The sequence below is a fragment of the Microcoleus sp. bin38.metabat.b11b12b14.051 genome (assembly GCF_013299165.1).
Classification (GTDB): domain Bacteria; phylum Cyanobacteriota; class Cyanobacteriia; order Cyanobacteriales; family Microcoleaceae; genus Microcoleus.
The window spans coordinates 206430-224514 of sequence record NZ_JAAFKD010000006.1 but is presented as its reverse complement, the minus strand read 5'-3'; the positions used below and the strand labels follow the sequence as shown (position 1 = coordinate 224514).

Here is an 18085-nt window from a genome sequence, read left to right as displayed (position 1 = left end):
TGCTCCGCTGTGCAAGAGTATCTCACTTTCAGTTATTTTATTGAAATCTCAAACTTCAGACAAGGCAGCCGATCGCTCGCGCCCTGTCTGGCGCAGGACACCAAACGCACGGAGGTGAACAGCCGATCGCGCAGCCACCACCTTCCTAGCGCCATAATATTAGAAAGGCAAGATCGGTTAAAAATAAACTACTAACTGTTGAGTCCCCAGAACTGACGGCACCTGATATGAAACGCAAACCCAACTCCTACAACGATAGATTCGGCGGCGACCCCTTCCGGGGAGACGAAGACTCCGGCTCGGGCCCGCAGTCGCGGCGCCAGCCTCAGTCCGGTAAACCATCTTTCCTGAATTCCGCCACCCTAGGGATTTTAACAGCAGTCTTTATTCTAGGAATTGGGATCGGCATTGCCTTTAGCTCCACGGCTACAATTAGCCCAGAAAACGTAGCATCTCGCGAATTTATCGATCGCAGCGCTCCCAACCCCGAACTTTGCGTGCAGTTTGGAGCCAGCGCCATGGTGACAGATATGCGCCTCTACGTCACCCTCAACCCGTTCAACGTCTACATTTCGCAGCCGAGTATGCGCCCCGGATGCGTCCTGCGAACCAACAACTGGGCAATTCTCGAACAGCGGAAACTCATCAACCAAAACCAAGTGCGCGAGTGCAAAAACCGCATGAACACCTTCGGCTTCACCGGCCCGTTGGAAGGCCAACCGGAAATTAACTGTATCTACCAAAACGACGGCGCTAAAAACCTGTTCCTCAACCAACCGGGTTCGACAGCTCCAGCTACTGAAGGTCAAAATTTCTAAATCCTTGAATCAAGCAAATATTTTGGGTAGGCACTTACGCTGTGCTTAAGTCCCTACTCCATTTCAACAGTAGATTCAAGTTCCGGGTTTGAAAGCAGACTTCTGACTGGTTCCCTCAAAAACCCACATCCTCAGTTAACTCAACCTGAAAAATTTGGCCGGGTTGAATAGTAGCCGGTTGAGGAGCAGCCGCGTAACTTGTCGCTACACCGGCGGCCGCTCCCGCCAGCAAACCGATACCAGAAAAGCCGCTCAGCAAGAACAAAGCTAAACCACCAATACCGCTATTGCGAAACACACTGCGATCGCGCGGCTCTGGCCGCCGTCCTCCCAGCGGTTGCGATCCCGCCGAGACCGGGATATTGCGACCGTTGAGACTAATCGCTTCCACCACAAATCTACTGCCGAGGTTAGTAGTTTCAAATCGGCCGATCACCGGCGTATTTGCAGGTACGATCGTATTGCCGCGACTGTCGAGAATTCCCCCTTGCAACAGCAGCACTTCCTGCCGGCTGGGTTTGCCTTCCAGGCGCAAAGGCCGATCGCCCGGATACAACAAACTCAGCTTTTCTCCCGCCGCTAACAACAGATTCGCCCCACGCACGGCCTGGTTTCTAGAGTTCGGGCGATCGTCCGGAAGCGGTTCCCCAAACGTAAGCGTGCGCTGTTCTGGTGCAGCGGTCTCCGTATTTTGAGGAGCTAGGCGGGTTACAGCAGCAGCTCTTACACCCCGCCGTTCGTTCAGGGGAACACTTACTAAAGGCACTGTTAGCGGTCGGATTTGGTCGTTTTCCGCAGGTGTCTGCGCCGAATTTGTGGGCGAATTCGACGGTGGAACAACATCAGCTCGATCGGGCTGTGGAGCAGTAGTTGAGCTAGCATCTGTTGGCGGTTGATTTTGAGATACTTGCATTCCAGGCTGGGGTGGAGTTTCTGAAAGTGCAGCTCGCGAAGCTGGTTCTAAAGAGGGACGCAACACCCAGCGATTTTGTGGGCCGACTTTTTGAAATTGAATTTGTTCGCCGTTAAAAGCGATACCAGGAGCCAAATTCACCAAAATTCTCGCAGTTCCAGGCCGAAGTTGACTCGCGCCCACAGAACGCACGCTGCCTTGCGGGTATAGCTGAGTAGCATCAACTCCGAGCTCAGTATTCGGCAAATCCACAGCAATTTGAGACGGATTGAGTAGAGAATACGTGGGAGTGCTGCCGAATGGGAGAGTAATTTGTAGCTGATTTGTCACCGGATCGAATTGCCAGCTTGTGGTGGCTGTAGAAGCATTAGCCTGTTGCTGTGGAGAAGGCGCTGCTGCGATGGCGGCGGTTGTTGCGATGCTCAGACTGATCGACACAGAGCCTAACAATAAGGGTAAAATTTGTAAGGGAGGCCAAAATTTCGGCGGTAATTTTTTGTATGGCATGGCTGCTGCGGGAAAGTGGAGATTTTAACTAGCTTTCAGGATGATTTTTGCGGACACAGGTTTTGCAGGCTTGACGCTGAAAGTTTACCATTAATTGGTAATGGCGACTGAGGCATCTGCAATCTGAAGTTAACAGATTCTGTCTGATGCTGGATGTCAACAGATATAGCCTTTATGAGAAAGATGAGGAACTTGAAGCTAATTAGTAATTGGTAATTGGTAATTAGTAATTTTACCCTGCGAGCGGAGTCGAAGCGTGGTAATTCGTAATTGCTTGTGCCTCTAGACTTTTTCAGGTTTATGCAGGTAAAAACTCTCGCTAGTGCTCTCAACCCGATCGCAGAATCTGGTATACCTCATGGAGAGTGAGAACCGCAATATAGGTAAGTCTCAGCCACCTGAGGTAGGATTGGCTGTTTGCCGACAAGGTAATCTGTAGACTTATTGCGTGACATCTCCTACACTTCTGCTTCGCAGTAAGTGTAGGCTTCCAAGACAATCCGGCTATTGCTTAGGAGGCTCTTGGCTTTAAGAACGGAATGCCCTACCGCTCTATTTTTTATATTGATCGCAGCATTATGATCGCGATCAAGACTACATCCACAATTAAGACAGTCATGCCAGCGTTCATGCAGCTTTTTAGGGACTTTAACACCACAACTAGAACAATCTTGACTTGTACCAGACGCTTTAACTGGGATCACCAACTTTCCCAGCATTTTCGGCTTTGTTCGTTAGTATCGACAGAAAGCTTGACCATCCAGCATCAAGTACAGACTTTGCCAATCGGGTACGCGCTAGTCCATTAACATTCAAATCTTCAACCGCCACAACATCATATTTTTTCAATAAGTTGTTCGCAGTTTTGAAATGAAAATCTTTGCGTTTATCAGCAACTTTTTTGTGCTGTTTACCTAGTTGTTTTACCGCTTTTTGTCTACGATTGCTACCCTTCTTTCTGCGAGATACACGCTTTTGAATAACCTTTAATCGTTTTTGTGCCTGGCGATAGTGTTGAGGAATAGCAACAGTTTCATTTTCAGAAGTTGTTAAAAACTCTTTTAAACCAACATCAATACCAATTATTGAATCCGGGTTAAAATCCGGCTTAATTGTTGGAACTGTAGCGTCTTCCAAGCTGAGTGTTAAATAATAACCATCAACCTTTTTAGTTACGGAGGCGGTTTTGATTTTAAAACCATCAGGGATAGGACGATGCAAAATAATTTTAACCTTGCCAAACATCGGAAGGTTAATTAAATTACCCTGCAAGCATCCATCTTTCATTTGGGGATAAGTAAAAGTTCTATAGCGGTCACGAGACTTAAATCTCGGTCTACCGCTACGCTTTCCGTTACTATCACCTTTCAAAAATCTGTCAAAAGTTACCTTAACTCTTTTAACAATATCCTGCAAAACTTGTGAATATATTTCACCGTAATGAGGATGAGTTTTTTTGAGACTTGGTAGTGTTTTCTTTTGACTATAATAATCTGGGTTGTCTCGTAATTCTGGAATGTGACAGACAAGAGGGCAAACGTTGATAGGACAACGATTTTGCTCATACCAGTTGAATCTATCAGCCAGCAAGTAATTATATTGAGCGCATAACATAGATAACCATCTATCTATGTTATGCGCTTGTTGATTTGTTGGGCGTAGTCTGTACTGGTAAGCTGTCCGCACTTGTTTATCACCACCTTATTAAATCAGTGTTACTATTTTACGATACACCAATTATTTAAGATATTCCAGAAAAGTTATGAAAAATGATTTTGTTTCAAAGGGGCGTTCTGTCAGTGACCTTAAGGTGCATCTTGTATTGACCACAAAATACAGAAAAAAAGCGTTCACAAACTCAATGCTGGAACGCTTGAATCTGATTTTTGAAGAACTACTTGTTAAATGGGATTGTAAATTGGTTGAGTTTAACGGCGAGGACAACCATGTACATTTACTTTTTCAGTATCACCCTGACTTAGAGTTGAGTAAGCTTGTTAATAATTTAAAATCTGTATCCTCAAGAAAGCTGCGTCAAGAATTCACGGAACACCTAGAAAGTTTTTACAGCAAAGATGTTTTTTGGAATGGTTCTTACTTTGTCGCAAGCTGCGGGGGTGTTACGGTTTCAACTTTACGAAAATATATTGAAAATCAACAAACCCCGGAAGATTAATATTTTGTTCGTTTCCTCCATGTCCTCTTCCCTAATTTCGCTTACGCTCAATATTGGTCAGAGGACTGTCCCGAACGCTCACGCGCAATTCATCTCACGCTCCCCTTCGGGTGAGACGTGAGGCTTCTTACTGTTTAAGCTAAATTTGCGATCGACAAACCGCACATTATCGAGGCAGATTAACTAATAGCTGTGTCGGTGCAACGCGCTTGGTATTGCAGATATCTCTCAAGACATGAGAGCAACTTTGCCTTCGGCTCTGGTAATTGCTCGCCCGCAGCACTAAAATTGAGAGTCGGCTTGATAAATTTTTTAACTTAATGGAAATTAGGGCGATCGGGCTTCGTGCTTAACAAAAAATAGCGTCTATTCAGACAACATCAAATAGAATTACCAATTATAGACAACTTTTTCATTCTCCCGTTCGTAGTGCGGACTTAAGTCCGCTCTCAAGCTGCGGACTTAAGTCCGCACTACGAACCTATGGAACCTGCGGTTCATGGCTCGGACACTATAGAAATCCGAGGCGTTCGTTTCAATGCTGCCGTAGAATTGGCTCAAAAAACCGGATATTTTTACCAATTGTTTTCACCTATACTTTGCTAAAAATGTCAAGTTTGTCAGTCAAAGACAATTGGATATTATCGAAGGTATTAAAGTAGTTTTAATTCCCTTATACCATTTTTTTAAAGATGTGCTATGAATGAACTCTTAGCCCCCCCTTAGTAAGGGGGGGTGGGGGGGGTAATTGTGTAGCGGTACTTTATAAAAATGGTATTAGACAAAGTTGTGTTGAGCATGGCAAACCGATTAATTTGCGGAGCAATAAGTACCGCCGCTATTTTTTTTAGGATGAGATGTTTGCAACAAAAGCCCGAAAATTTCCTACCGCAGATTGCAGGTTTATTGGGCAGGTTCCAGAGTCCTGTAGGGACGCGGTATTGCCTTTCGTCATGTCAACAATCGCCTAAAAGTCATGATAAATCTCGCTTTGAGCCAAGCCTATAACCCAATACAGTTCACTTAAGAAATAACAACATGGAAAACCGATGATAAATAGACATTGCGATTGCTTCGTTCCTCGCAATGACCATCTTAAGTAAACCGTATTGGCCTATAACCCCCGCGCATCCCCCTTATTAAGGCAGACGAAAGAGAAGATTCTTATCCCCCCCCAAAGCATCGGGGGGGTTAGGGGGGGTTAAGAGCCAAACCGCCAAACAGCAGTCTCTGACTACGTTTGACCTGGTTGTTGACACGGCTTTGGGCATGGCCGTGTCCCTACTCAGGTGTACCTCACATACATTAAGCTGTCGCGCATTTAAATTGCATATTCAGGGCGGGCGGGACACCCCACAAGACTTTGATGGTTTTTTGATATACAATTTAAATGCCGCAACAGCTTACGAGTTCTGTATTAGGGGAAAACCATCAAAAAATCGCTAGCAGTAATCGGTTTGTCAGCCCCAAAAATATTAGCCAAAACCTCGCCAGTGGCAGCAACTTTCAGGACATAACTGTTAGCAGTGGAGTCAAGGCGCAAAGAGTCGAAACTCAAGCCGCCAGCCAGGACAAACTTGTCAGTTCCTACTGCAAAATTGATCACAGTATCGATACCGCTGTTGCTACTTAACACAAAACGATCGCTCCCAGTACCTCCAATTAAAGTATCGTCTCCACCGTCACCAAACAGCAAGTCATCCCCTGCGCCGCCGTTGAGAATGTCGCTATCTTTCCCTCCGTAGAGAGTATCGTTACCGTCATCACCGTTGAGGGTATCTTGACCTTCATTGCCGTATAAAAGGTCATCGCCGCTGCCGCCGTTAATGCAGTCTTGCTGGCCGTTGGCGCCTACAGGGCCGATCTGGTTTTCCCCGCGATCGCCAAAAATGGTATCGTTGCCGCTATCGCCACAAATCAGATCGCTGCCATCATCGCCGTAAATCAAGTCGTCGCCCGCATCTCCGTGCAGCAAATCGTCATCCTTACCGCCGTTAAGAGTATCGTTACCAAAACCACCGCTGAGAGAGTCGGAACTCTCGCCACCGTTGAGATAGTCGTTACCCTCGCCCCCATACAACAAATCGCGGCCGTTAACATCGCTGACTAATTGATTTTGCAAGCCGCCGTAAAGCGAATCGTCTCCCTCACCACCGATAATCGTGTCGGAACCGAGTTCGCCCAACATCAAGTCATTACCTTTGCCACCAAACATCAAGTCATTACCCTTGCCGGCAAAAATACTGTCGTTACCGCTACCGCCACCGATGATGTCGCCGCTGTCGTTGCCAAAAATTAAGTCGCTTTCCTCCGTAGCGATGGTGATGTTATTTTCGGTGCCGTAGTCACCGAGAATCGTGTCAGAACCTTGATTCCCGTAGAGAGTATCCGACCCGGTTTCGCCAAAAATTCGATCGCCCCCTTTGCCTCCAAACAGCAAATCTCGGCCGTTACCGCCTCGCAAAGTATCGTCACCTTGCTGGCCGTTGAGCAAGTCGTTACCGTCGCCTCCAAACAGCAAATCCTGCCCGTTGGGGTCGCCATCGAGTGAGTTGGCAACGCCACCGAACAAAGAGTCGTCTCCGCTATCGCCGTAGAGAGTGTCAGAACCTTTGTCGCCCCAAATCAGGTCATTTGCTTTGCCTCCGGCGACGATATCTGCGTCTTTGCCCGCGTAAACCGTGTCGCTGCCTTGATTTCCAGCAATGAAATCGCTTTCGGAACCTCCGAAAATCAAGTCGCCGTCGTTACCAGTCAGGTCGATGTTGTTGCCGTTGTCGCCGACGATGGTATCGCCACCGCGATCGCCGTGCAATGTGTCGGAACCGCGATCGCCAAAGAGCCTATCTTGTTGTTTCCCACCGAAGACTACATCGTTTTCTTTCCCAGCGTAAACGATATCGTTGCCTTTACCCGAGGCGATGAAGTCTGGCTGTTGGTCGCCAAACACGATGTCTGAACCGCCTTCACCTAACACTGTGTCGTCGCCTGTGAAGGAAACCAACAATTCGTTAGAGTCGTTGCCGGTTAAGAAATCGTTGCCGGGAGTCCCTAAAATCGTGTTTTGGATGTCGGTGATGTCTGGGATGCTCGACTCGAAGTTGAGTAGTTGCGAACGCTGGGGTGGGACAAATGTGAAGGCAGGCTGCTCGGGCAGGGGGTCGCAACCGCAGCCGGTATCCGGTTCGGGTACTGCGCCGAAAATAGGTGGGGGTGTGGGTGTGGTTACTGGCGCGGGTGTGGGTGTCGGTACTGGTGGGGGTGTGGGTGTGGTTACTGGCGCGGGTGTAGGTGTCGGTACTGGTGGGGGTGTGGGTGTGGTTACTGGCGCGGGTGTAGGTGTCGGTACTGGTGCGGGTGTGGGTGTCGGTACTGGTGCGGGTGTGGGTGTGGTTACTGGCCCGGGGTTGGGTATAGTTACTGGCCCGGGGTTGGGTGTGGGTGTGGTTACTGGCTCGGGGTTGGGTGTGGGTGTCGGTACTGGCGCGGGTGTAGGTGTCGGTACTGGCGCGGGTGTGGGTGTCGGTACTGGCGCGGGTGTGGGTGTTGGTGTCGGTTGGTTAATGGCAATGACAGAGATCGTGGCAACTGCCGCACTGGTGGCGCCGAGGTTGTCTGTAGCGCTGTAGGTGAAGTTTGCCCCTGTGAAATTGCCGGCCCCCTGGAAGAACAACCGGGAAATTTGCTCTGGTGTTAGGGTTTGACCGGTCGTGACCCGGATTCCCTGGCTGGGAGCGCCTAAGAACAGAATGCCTTCATTAGCCGGGGGTAAGGTGTTGATGGTAAAAGAAACTACCGTGCCGTCGGGGTCGGTGCCTCCGAGGCCGGGGATGTTAACGCTTTGTCCTGGCGATAAAGCGACGCTGGTGTTGTTGGCGACAGGCGGCTGGTTGGCGTTTGGTACGATCGGTAGCAGCGATGCTGTAGCCGGGGCTGGACTGATGGCGCCGAGGCTGTCTGTGGCGGTGTAGGTAAAGTTGGTGCCGGTGAATTCGCCCGTGGCTTGGAAGAATAGCTGGTTGATTTGAGTTTGGCTGAGTCTTTGACCTGCCGTTACCCGGATTCCCTGGCTGGGGTCGCCCAAGAACAGCACACCTTGATTGGCGGGCGGCAGCGTGTTGATGGTGAAGAAGTTGATCGAGCTGTCGGGGTCTGTGGCCGTCAGTCCTTGGAGGTTAACTGTGCTGTTTGGCGGCAGTGTCTTGCTGGTGTTTGCAGGTATCGGCGGCTGGTTGGATAGCGGCGACGACACCAGAGAAACAGTGGCCCCGGGGCTGGTACCACCGAGATCGTCCCTGCTGCTGTAGCTAAAGCTCGCTCCTGTGAAATTGTCAGCCGACTTGAAAAATAACTGCTTGATTTCGTCTGATGTCAGGGTCTGACCTGCTGTGACGGGAACTCCCCCGTTTGCGGGGTCGCCCAAGAACAGCACACCTTGATTGGCGGGCGGCAGGGTGTTGATAGTGAAGGACTGCACTGTGCCGTCTGAGTCTGTGCCTCCGAGTCCGGTGATGTTGACAGCGCTGTTGGGCCGTAGCGCAGCGTTGCCGCTGGTAGCTGATGGAGATTGGTTGGGTGTTGGCTGCGTGGCGACGGTGGTGGTGACAGTGGCGCGAGATTCAGAACCATTGTTGTTGGTGAGCTGTGGGTCTAAAGTAGTCGATCGGCTGCTGGCAGTATTGCTGATGGTGCCCGTTGCCGGAACTACTAATGTCACCAGCCGGTTGGTGCTGCTACCGAAGGCTAAGCTGGGAATTGTTGGGAAGGTGACAATTCCTGTCACTGGATCGTAAGTGCCGTTATCCGATGCCCTGACGGATGTTAAGCCGGGAATGATCCTGTCTGTAATCACTACGTTTTCCGCAGCATTCGGCCCGTTGTTGGAGGTAATTATAGTATATGTAACAGGACTGCCTGCTGTAGCAGATGTGAGGCCGAGCTTGGATGTAACCAGGTCAGCGCGGGCTGCACCGACTGTGGTAACGACTCTACCCCCCGACCCACCAGGCGGTGCGGCTATAGAGCCGTTGTTGTTGGTGTCGTTGGGGTCAGGAGTATCCGATCGGCTCGATACAACGTTGGTGATGCTCGTTAGGTTGGGTGGCGCTGCAAAACGGATGGTGCGGCTCTGGTTGCTGCCGTTGGCCATAGAAGCGATCGCCGGGAACACGATCGCGCCTGTGGCTGCGTTGTAGGTTCCCCCGCCGGACACCGCAACTCCAGTTAAGCCGGGAATCAGGCTGTCGGTGATGACTACATTGGTGGCGGCACTCGGTCCGTTGTTGGTGGTAGTGATTGTATAAGTGAGCGTCCCGCCGGCATTGATGGTCGCCGGAGCTGTTTTTTGGGTGACAACATCAGCCTGGGCACCGATCGTCGTAATGACTCTACCCCCAGACCCACCAGGCGGTGCGGCTATAGAGCCGTTGTTGTTGGTGTCGTTGGGGTCAGTAGTGTCCGATCGGCTAGAGACAACGTTGGTGATGCTCGTCAGGGTAGGTGGCGCTACAAAGCTGATGGTGCGGCTCTGGTTGCTGCCGCTGGCGATCGAGGCGATCGGCGGGAACACGATCACGCCTGTGGTTGGGTTGTAGGTTCCCCCGCCGGACGCCGCGACCCCAGTTAAACCGGGAATCAGGCTGTCGGTGATGACTACGTTGGTGGCAGCACTCGGCCCGTTGTTGGTGGTAGTGATTGTATAAGTGAGCGTCCCGCCAGCATTGATGTTCGCCGGAGCAGTTTTTTGGGTGGCAACATCAGCCCTAGGAGCGATGGTGGTTGTGACGCTGGCATTGGGGTTGGTGCCGTTGTTGTTGCCAGGAATTAAGTCCGGAGTGATGGAGCTGCTTCTGGCTGTGTTGCTAATCGCTAGAGTTGCTGTCAGCGGTACTGTGAAGCCGATCCTCCGGGTGGCTGTAGTGCCGTTGGCGATCGCCACTGGTGGAAATGTGACAACGCCTGTAGTTGCGTTGTAAGTGCCGTTATCCGATGCCGTGACTCCGGTTAACCCGGGAACGATGCTGTCGGTGATGGTTACAGCCTGTGCGGGACTCGGGCCTAGGTTGACTGTGGCGATCGTGTAGCTGACCGGGTTACCGGGGGTAGCGTTGGTAGAGCCGGTTTTAGTGGTGGCCAAGTCGGCGTTGGGTGTAAGCGTTGTCCTCACCGTGGAGTTGGTGGGAGTGCCTTCTTTGTTGGTGGGCGAACCGTTGTTGTTAGTGGCGATCGGATCGGGAGTTGTCGAGCTGCTCCGAGCCGTGTTGCTGATGGCGGTAAGGCTGATTGGGGGAACAAAACTGATATTCCGGGTCGCAGTAGCTGCATTTGCCAGCGCCGGTAGTGTGGGGAATGTGACAATCCCGGTTTGCGCGTTGTAGGTACCGTTGTCCGATACGCTCACCGATGTTAAACCCGGAACAATACTGTCACTGATCACCACGTCTGCTGCTGCATCGGGCCCCCTGTTAATCGTCGTCACCGTGTAGGAGACGGTTGAGCCTAGCGGGGCAGTCACAGGGCCGCTTTTGGTAGTAACTAAGTCCGCAACTATATCCGTAACCGTGGTAGGAAGCAGACCGGCTCCATCGACTTGCCCGGGCGGGAGAATGCTATTGTTATTGCTCAGGTTGGGGTCAAAAGTCGAGCTATTGCTGAATGCAACGTTGGAAAAAGTATCGCTGCTAGTTAAATTCGACGGCAGATTAACTGTCAGGGTGTAAGTGAGAGTCTGACCGGGATTGAGAACCGGAATTAACGGCCAAGTAACAGACTTGGTTTGGTTGACGTAGGTGCCGTTGTTCGAGGCACTCAGCACTGGTGGAGCTCCGTTCGGAAGCAGCAGTTGTACAGGTATTTCGTCTTGAATCAGAACGTTTTGAGCGGGGGCTGGGCCGTTGTTTACAGTAGTAATCGTGTAGGTAATGCTGCTCCCGGGCTTGATGAACTGCGGCCCTGTTTTGATCGTACTCACATCGGCCGAGAGACTCGGAGGATTGATGCTCTCGACTACCAGGTTTTGCAGTTCGTGAATGTTGTTGCCGCTTCCTGTGGAACTGCCAAAACCAAACTTGAAAATTGGCGGTACTGCACCGTTGATGGCTGCCAAGTTGGGGATATCGATCACTGTAGTCTCGTAGGTGCCGTCAAAATTCGTGTCGAAGGCAACGGTGAGGCGGTTGGGATTCCTCGGATCGCTAGATGGATTTAGGGTAATTTGAACGGATCTTTTGGCTGCATCGCGATCGCTCGTGAAGGTATTGCTGAAGTTAAAATCGCTGAAACTACCGCTAGATGTAATGCTCGTGGGAATGTTATCGATGCCGAAGGGAACGATCGTATTTGTTAAAAACTGATAATTGTCGGCTTCACGGCCTCTGAGCGTTACAGAATCAGGTCTGTAGGCACCAATATCGGAGCCGGGAATCGCAGGTGGCGTCGGGCCCGACCGCCCTTCTGAGGGATTGGAAAAATTGCCAAACTCGTCAAGTCCAATCCCTACATAACCTCCGGAAATACCGGGTACGCCGCTTCGTTGAGCGTAGCCGAGAGAACCGCCGAAACCCCCTGTCCTGGTCGGGCTGGCGGTGCCGTCAATGAAGAAAAAACCCAGCCCGTCCCCTGGCTGAGGCTCGATCGGGTAGTTCGGATCGAGCCTGGTTTGCGCGCTGGAACCGTAGGAAAAAAAATCAAACTGGACTCTGAGGCCGTCGGTGGAAGAAATCGGGTTGTTGTAGATGACGAAGGCTTCCCGGGTGTTTTCTGCTGGAGTTAATTGCAAAGCACCATCGCCGGGACTGCGCCCGCCCAAAGCCGGAAGTACCCCCGATACTGTGCCTCCGGTAATCCCGGGGACAGGTTGTCTCGATGCTGGCTGCCCGTTGGTCGGATCGAACAGCGCACCGCCGTTTCCCCCGTAAATCCAAGGCCCTCTGACTGTGGCGTTTTTGAAAGTTTCGTTAACTAATGTGCCGAGGGTGCCAGCGTATGCTGCGATCGCGAATGGTTCAATGGCGATCCTCGCCTTGATTTCCCCGGTCACAAATCTTAATTCCCAGTCGCCGCCGAGTGCTGCACTCCCCGTCAAGTTGTCGGAAGCTGCGATATCTGCACCGACAATCGAGCTCAGGCGCCGCACGAAGGCCGCGCCGCTTTCGGACGCTGCGACGCTGCACCCAAATAACAAAATATGTCCTCTCTCGCTGAGGGCTTTTCCCCACTGCTGCAACAAATGGCTGTAGGCTTCTAAGTTTTCGGCATCGAGGGCGATCGACCCGAGTTGCACTGCTGCTTCTGTACCGTGAGAAATTATTTGCAGGCTATCTAAATCGCTGCAAACCGCCAAAATTCTAGTAATTTGCTCGACTCCATCTCGCGTCGAGTCGAGTATAAATACCTCTGTACCTGCTGTTGCTCCTCTGGCTAAGCTGTCGTAGTGCTCTACTCCGCCATCGAGGAACAGGATATTTTTCACAGGGGCGATCGCACGCTGGCTTGCTAGCAAAAATTCTCTCTCCCACTGCCCAATTCCCCCCCCGCCATTATTTTTACCCGTTAAACACCAGTCCGCTTTTGCTGTTTTTATGGGTTTTTCTCTACAACAATAAGTTGCTTGAGTTCGGGAGTTTTCGCCAGCAATGCTTGTGGTGGAGTTTTTGGGTTTTTGGGTTAGGAAAATTGGTTTGTTGCAGATGCTTTGCATGGTTGAATTGCCTCGCTGATTGTATATAATATACCCACTTCAAGATGATAATTATCACCTCTTGAACAGGTTGAATCGCAGAGTTATAGACTCGACAGGTTGAATGCAAAAAATAGCGAGGCGCGGATTTAACGCAGCATAAATATGTGCTATTTTACTACTAGATAGCATTTTAAATATCGCCAGCGCCAGCGCTGAGGCTTGAGATTTTAAGTTCCTAAAATCTATCTATCGGGTGATATTTGGCCTTTGTTTTCTTGGCAGGTTGAGCTTGACAGGTGGCTCTGTTAGATTCCACAGCAGACAATAGCACGAATTATCAAAATTTTACTAAATCAGGTTTTCTGTCGATCGCTAAAGTGCACTTTAGCCCGCAAAAATTTTGATCGTTTCCGGATGCAGAAACCGAGTTCGATCGATGAAAAAAAAATCGTTACAGCCCTCGATCCAGAACCCAAACCCGGTTTGTGAAAGTGAGGAACGCGCCCACCTTGGAAAGCAATAGCAACCACATTAATCAGAGAGACGATTGCTAGGGAGTGCATACCGTAAGATAACTAGGCCCGCAGTGTCCAACGCGCGTGATTGAATCGAAATCGGCATACCCTGTATCGACGAGGCGTCTTAAAAATTTATGACTTGCAGTCGAGTCATGAGAGAACAATCTAGGTTTGAGGCTGCATTGAGCTGCGATCGCCAGAACAGACTGCTATCGCCCATAACCCACTTCCCCAACAGTCTACTTATAGTCTTCGAGCGGGTTTTTACTTAAGGTAAATGCTCGAAATAATTGTTCATGCAGAATTTTTCATGATCTTTGAGAGAAATTTACTAGCAGATTTTGCCGTCAGCCCGTTGCGATCTTTATTAGCCAATTTGCCTAACTGCCGGATGTACGGCTAGACTTGGAACCCGATTTCTAGATTTCGAGCCACCAAACCAAGATTTATCATCTAAATCTGGTTTCTGAACCCGAGTCCTCAACTAGAAAAACACCTATCGCAATCCGCCATTTATGGCAACTGTAACCCAGCAATACTGCTCGATTTTGTTTTAAATGCTTAGTTTAGACGAGGCTCGTCCCGAACAAGTTCCAACAACAATCCCTACACTTAAGTACATCTTAACTCATCGGTTATTAGATCCGCAAATGCGCGTACATACCAGCCCCAATACAACCTATATCTTTTTACCGCAAACGTCAAGAGCTCGGGGTTGGTAGTAGCGACAATCAAGACAGGGCCCAGAAGGATTGACGGCGCAGCGAATGTAATTAGAGCGGGCGTTATACTCGCAAGTGATATCGCCGATCGGATAGCCGAGACCTTCTACGTAGGTGCGATCGCCCGTTTGTAGTTGAGTTCGCAGGGGTCTATTTGCTACCGCAATCCCGGCCGCTGCAATTCTGTTGCGGGCTTGGCCGCTTGCCGAGCGCATCACCCACAAAGACAGCAGCCAGGGAGCTAAACCTATGAAAATAATCAGGAGAGCTGTTAGCACCATTTTCGCATTGAAGATTTTTGATTTGAGATTAAATAATTAGGAATGACTTACAGGATATGGGTTGGGAGTTTGCCTGCTGTGGCATTCTTTTGTTGAAAATGGTATAGCACAGTTTTAGAGCTGGTGGGGGAATATTTTTTTTAATTTAGACGATCGCCAACCTAAAATAATCAGCCGACAGACGGTTTTTAATCGGGAAAGTTCCCAGCTAAATCTCAAACTATGCCAGCCGCGGGTTAAGCGTTGGCTGTTGAGGGCTGCGGTGAATAGATTCGATCGTTCGGAATGCAAGTCCTGTTTAAATCAGAGGACTCGCATTCCGAACGATCGAACCAGATCGAGGTTATTTGACAAAACTAGACAGGAGAAACCGGGTTTAGTTCAAAAACAACCAAGCCCGTAATAGGTTCGTAGTGAGGACTTTAGTCCTCTCTAAATCAGAGGACTTGCATTGGGAACGATCGAACCGTTTAAACAAACCCGGTTTCTCTCAAAAACCAAAACGGTTAAACCTTAGCAACCAGGGCTGCTAAATCCATCACCGCACTGGAAGCCTCCACCTTAGCAACATCCAACAAAGTCTTCAAAACCGAATCGGGATTCAAACTAATCGAATCAATGCCCAACTCAACCAAGAAGCGAGCAAACTCAGGATAATCGCTGGGCGCTTGGCCGCAAATTCCAATCTTGCGATCGTACTTTTTGGCGGCTTTGATGGCAATTTCCACCATGCGCTTGACAGCTTCATTGCGTTCGTCAAAGATGTGGGCGACTAAAGCAGAATCTCGGTCTAATCCTAATGTTAGCTGAGTTAAGTCGTTGGAGCCGATCGAGAATCCGTCAAACACTTGGGCGAATTCGTCAGCAAATATGACATTGCTCGGCAATTCGCACATCACATAGACTTGCAAACCATTTTCGCCCTTAACTAAACCGTGTTTTGCCATCTCGGCCAACACTTTGCGGCCTTCCTCCGGGGTGCGACAAAACGGAATCATCGGAATCACATTTGTCAAGCCCATTTCGTCTCGAACACGCTTCAATGCAAGGCATTCCAAAGCGTAAGCTTCGCGGTAATTCGGGTCGTAATAACGAGCAGCGCCGCGCCACCCGAGCATCGGGTTTTCTTCCTTCGGTTCAAACTGCCGCCCTCCCAAAAGATTAGCATATTCATTGCTTTTGAAATCGCTCATCCGCACGATGACAGGATTAGGATAAAATGCAGCGGCGATGGTAGCAATTCCGCAGGCTAATTTGTCGGTAAAAAAATCTGGTTTGTGTTCGTAAAGTGCTGTGAGTTTGGTAATTTGGCGTTTGACAGATTCGTCGGTCAATTCGTCAAAGTGAATCAGTGCTAAGGGGTGGGCTTTGATGTGGTTGGCGATGATGAATTCCAGCCGCGCTAAGCCTACGCCGTCGCAAGGAATTGCTGATAAACCAAAAGCTTCTTCGGGGTTGCCGACGTTCATTAAGATTTGAGTGCGGGTGCGGGGCAAATTGTCGATCGCACTTTCTTGAATTTCAAAGGGAACTAAACCGGCATAAACTTTGCCCTCGTCTCCTTCGGAACAAGAAACAGTGATTTCTTGATTGTTTTGCAAGACTTGGGTACCGTCGCCGGTGCCGACAATGGCGGGGATGCCCATTTCGCGAGCAATGATCGCAGCATGGCAAGTGCGGCCGCCGGAATTTGTGACAATGGCGCTGGCTTTTTTCATGATCGGTTCCCAATCCGGGTCAGTTTTGTTGGTAACTAAAACTTCTCCTGCTTCAAATTGGGCAATTTTATGAATGTCTAAAATTACATGGGCTTTACCTTGTCCGATGGCTTCGCCAACGGCACGCCCTATTGCCAAAATTGCGCTGGAACCTTGCAATTTGTAGTTCCGCAAAACTGTAGCAGATTTTTGAGATTGTACTGTTTCGGGTCGCGCTTGGACGATGAATAGTTCGCCGGTATTGCCGTCTTTTGCCCACTCAATGTCCATCGGCGTGTAGGTGTCGCGCACTTGGGAGTAGTGTTCTTCTATCAGTACGGCCCACTCTGCTAGTTGCAGAATTTCGTCATCGTTAAGGGCGTATTTGCCGCGTTCTGCTGGGGATACCGAGACGTTTTTGGTGTATTTGGAACCGCCAATGTCGTACACCATTTTAATGCTTTTGGTGCCGAGGCGTTTGTCGATGATTGGGCGAAAACCTTGTTTTAATGTGGGTTTAAAAACTAAGTATTCGTCGGGGTTTACTGCTCCTTGAACGATGTTTTCTCCTAATCCGTAGGCGGCGCTGATTAAGGCGGCATTTTTGAAACCGGTTTCGGTGTCGATGCTGAACATGACGCCGGAGGATGCTAAGTCCGATCGCACCATTTTTTGCACGCCGACGGATAAGGCGACTTCCAAGTGGTCGAAACCTCGCTGTTGGCGGTAAGAAATTGCTCTGTCGGTGAAGATAGAGGCGAAGCATTTGTGGCAGCATTGGAGGACGCTGGTGCAGCCGTGGACGTTGAGGTAGGTTTCTTGCTGTCCGGCGAAACTGGCATCTGGTAAGTCTTCGGCGGTGGCGGAGGAACGTACTGCTACGTCGGTGCTGTCCCCGTAGCGATCGCACAGTCGATCGTAAGCCTGGGCGATCGCCGCTTGCACTTCTGGCGGAAACGGTGTATCGAGAATCAACGCCCGTGCTTGTTTGCCTTTTTGTCCCAGGTTTTGCAGGTTTTCTACGTCTAAGTCGGCAAAAATTTCGCGCAATTTTGCTTCTAAACCCGCCGACTCGATGAAGTAGCGGTAAGCACGTGCTGTAGTTGCAAATCCGTTGGGGACGCTGACTCCTTTGGGTGTTAACTGTTGAATCATTTCGCCCAATGAAGCATTTTTTCCGCCTACTAACGGGATGTCCGCGATGCCTACTTCGTTAAACCACAATACTAAGGCTTTTTCTTTGGGAATTAAGACTTCTTTTGGGTGAAACTCTATTTTTTCAAGCATGGCTTTTTTCCTTTCAATTTCAGCTCATTTAGGTCAGTTATTTGAGATTTCGTTGCAGCGCAGTAATCAGATTCCTCGCTCCCAGCCTAAAATTTGAGACTGCTCGCGACTTCTCTCTTCAAGCTGTGTATCGGTTTTGGGCGGCACTAAGGACAGCCAACCAAGCACTGTAATTTTTTTTATGTCGTTTTGTTGCGTAATTGATCCGATATTTCGCGAGGCTGTATCCAGCAGAGTTTTTGATTGCCTCTCTTTCAATAATATAACTTTTTTTCTAAATTGCAATACTGCTGGTAAATTTTTATTTGGTTGGAAACAGTAAAAAATTGGCAGTTGACCGCTTGACAGTTGACAGTTGATGGAAGGAGGGGCTCTCTACCTGCAAGGAAGAGGACAGGAGTAATGAGTAGTCTGATTTTAATTTTTCCCTAAAACGGAGGGAGAGGCTTTCAACCAATTCTTGATTGTAAGCTATCATGAAAAACC

9 protein-coding genes are annotated in these 18085 nt (G+C 49.6%); 3 read left to right on the top strand and 6 right to left on the bottom strand.

Annotated elements, in window-relative coordinates; translation table 11 throughout:
• The first annotated feature begins 227 nt into the window (after positions 1 to 227).
• On the top strand, positions 228 to 818 hold the full coding sequence (locus QZW47_RS09440) for a DUF3172 domain-containing protein (RefSeq protein WP_293126410.1): 591 nt from the start codon (positions 228 to 230) through the stop codon (positions 816 to 818).
• A 115-nt stretch (positions 819 to 933) separates the two neighbouring features.
• Here QZW47_RS09440 and QZW47_RS09435 read toward each other — a convergent pair whose 3' ends face one another.
• From QZW47_RS09435 to QZW47_RS09430, 3 genes are all read right to left on the bottom strand, one after another.
• Positions 934 to 2238: an AMIN domain-containing protein gene (locus QZW47_RS09435; protein ID WP_293126408.1), complete on the bottom strand. Its 1305-nt coding sequence runs from the start codon at positions 2236 to 2238 to the stop codon at positions 934 to 936.
• 458 nt (positions 2239 to 2696) lie between these two features.
• Positions 2697 to 2957: a zinc ribbon domain-containing protein gene (locus tag QZW47_RS30120; protein ID WP_366930832.1), complete on the bottom strand. Its 261-nt coding sequence runs from the start codon at positions 2955 to 2957 to the stop codon at positions 2697 to 2699.
• Positions 2929 to 3924: a transposase gene (locus tag QZW47_RS09430; RefSeq protein WP_366930831.1), complete on the bottom strand. Its 996-nt coding sequence runs from the start codon at positions 3922 to 3924 to the stop codon at positions 2929 to 2931. The genes QZW47_RS30120 and QZW47_RS09430 overlap by 29 nt, the downstream gene beginning before the upstream one ends.
• Before the next feature lie 76 nt (positions 3925 to 4000).
• On the opposite strand from QZW47_RS09430, the gene tnpA reads away from it, so the two are divergent.
• Positions 4001 to 4414, top strand: a complete 414-nt coding sequence (gene tnpA / locus QZW47_RS09425; protein ID WP_293126406.1) for an IS200/IS605 family transposase — start codon at positions 4001 to 4003, stop codon at positions 4412 to 4414.
• 1417 nt (positions 4415 to 5831) lie between these two features.
• Here the strand turns inward: tnpA and QZW47_RS09420 are convergent.
• Positions 5832 to 13112: a DUF4347 domain-containing protein gene (locus tag QZW47_RS09420; RefSeq protein WP_293126404.1), complete on the bottom strand. Its 7281-nt coding sequence runs from the start codon at positions 13110 to 13112 to the stop codon at positions 5832 to 5834.
• Between the two features lie 777 nt (positions 13113 to 13889).
• On the opposite strand from QZW47_RS09420, the gene QZW47_RS09415 reads away from it, so the two are divergent.
• On the top strand, positions 13890 to 14015 hold the full coding sequence (locus QZW47_RS09415; RefSeq protein ID WP_293126402.1) for a hypothetical protein: 126 nt from the start codon (positions 13890 to 13892) through the stop codon (positions 14013 to 14015).
• 276 nt (positions 14016 to 14291) lie between these two features.
• On the opposite strand, the gene QZW47_RS09410 is transcribed toward QZW47_RS09415, so the two are convergent.
• The gene (locus QZW47_RS09410; protein ID WP_293126400.1) at positions 14292 to 14615 is read right to left on the bottom strand and encodes a DUF6464 family protein; all 324 of its coding nucleotides are present in this window, start codon (positions 14613 to 14615) and stop codon (positions 14292 to 14294) included.
• 506 nt (positions 14616 to 15121) lie between these two features.
• Positions 15122 to 17599 carry a phosphoenolpyruvate synthase gene (ppsA, locus tag QZW47_RS09405; RefSeq protein WP_293126398.1) on the bottom strand — a complete coding sequence of 826 codons (2478 nt, stop codon included), beginning with the start codon at positions 17597 to 17599 and terminating at the stop codon, positions 15122 to 15124.
• Between the last annotated feature and the right edge of the window lie 486 nt (positions 17600 to 18085).

Excerpts from the sequence above, each read along its gene's own strand:
- QZW47_RS09440 (WP_293126410.1), top strand. The coding sequence starts at position 228 with ATGAAACGCAAACCCAACTCCTACAACGATAGATTCGGCGGCGACCCC.
- QZW47_RS09435 (WP_293126408.1), bottom strand. The coding sequence starts at position 2,238 with ATGCCATACAAAAAATTACCGCCGAAATTTTGGCCTCCCTTACAAATT.
- QZW47_RS30120 (WP_366930832.1), bottom strand. The coding sequence starts at position 2,957 with ATGCTGGGAAAGTTGGTGATCCCAGTTAAAGCGTCTGGTACAAGTCAA.
- tnpA (WP_293126406.1), top strand. The coding sequence starts at position 4,001 with ATGAAAAATGATTTTGTTTCAAAGGGGCGTTCTGTCAGTGACCTTAAG.
- QZW47_RS09420 (WP_293126404.1), bottom strand. The coding sequence starts at position 13,112 with ATGCAAAGCATCTGCAACAAACCAATTTTCCTAACCCAAAAACCCAAA.
- QZW47_RS09415 (WP_293126402.1), top strand. The coding sequence starts at position 13,890 with ATGCTCGAAATAATTGTTCATGCAGAATTTTTCATGATCTTTGAGAGA.
- QZW47_RS09410 (WP_293126400.1), bottom strand. The coding sequence starts at position 14,615 with ATGGTGCTAACAGCTCTCCTGATTATTTTCATAGGTTTAGCTCCCTGG.
- ppsA (WP_293126398.1), bottom strand. The coding sequence starts at position 17,599 with ATGCTTGAAAAAATAGAGTTTCACCCAAAAGAAGTCTTAATTCCCAAA.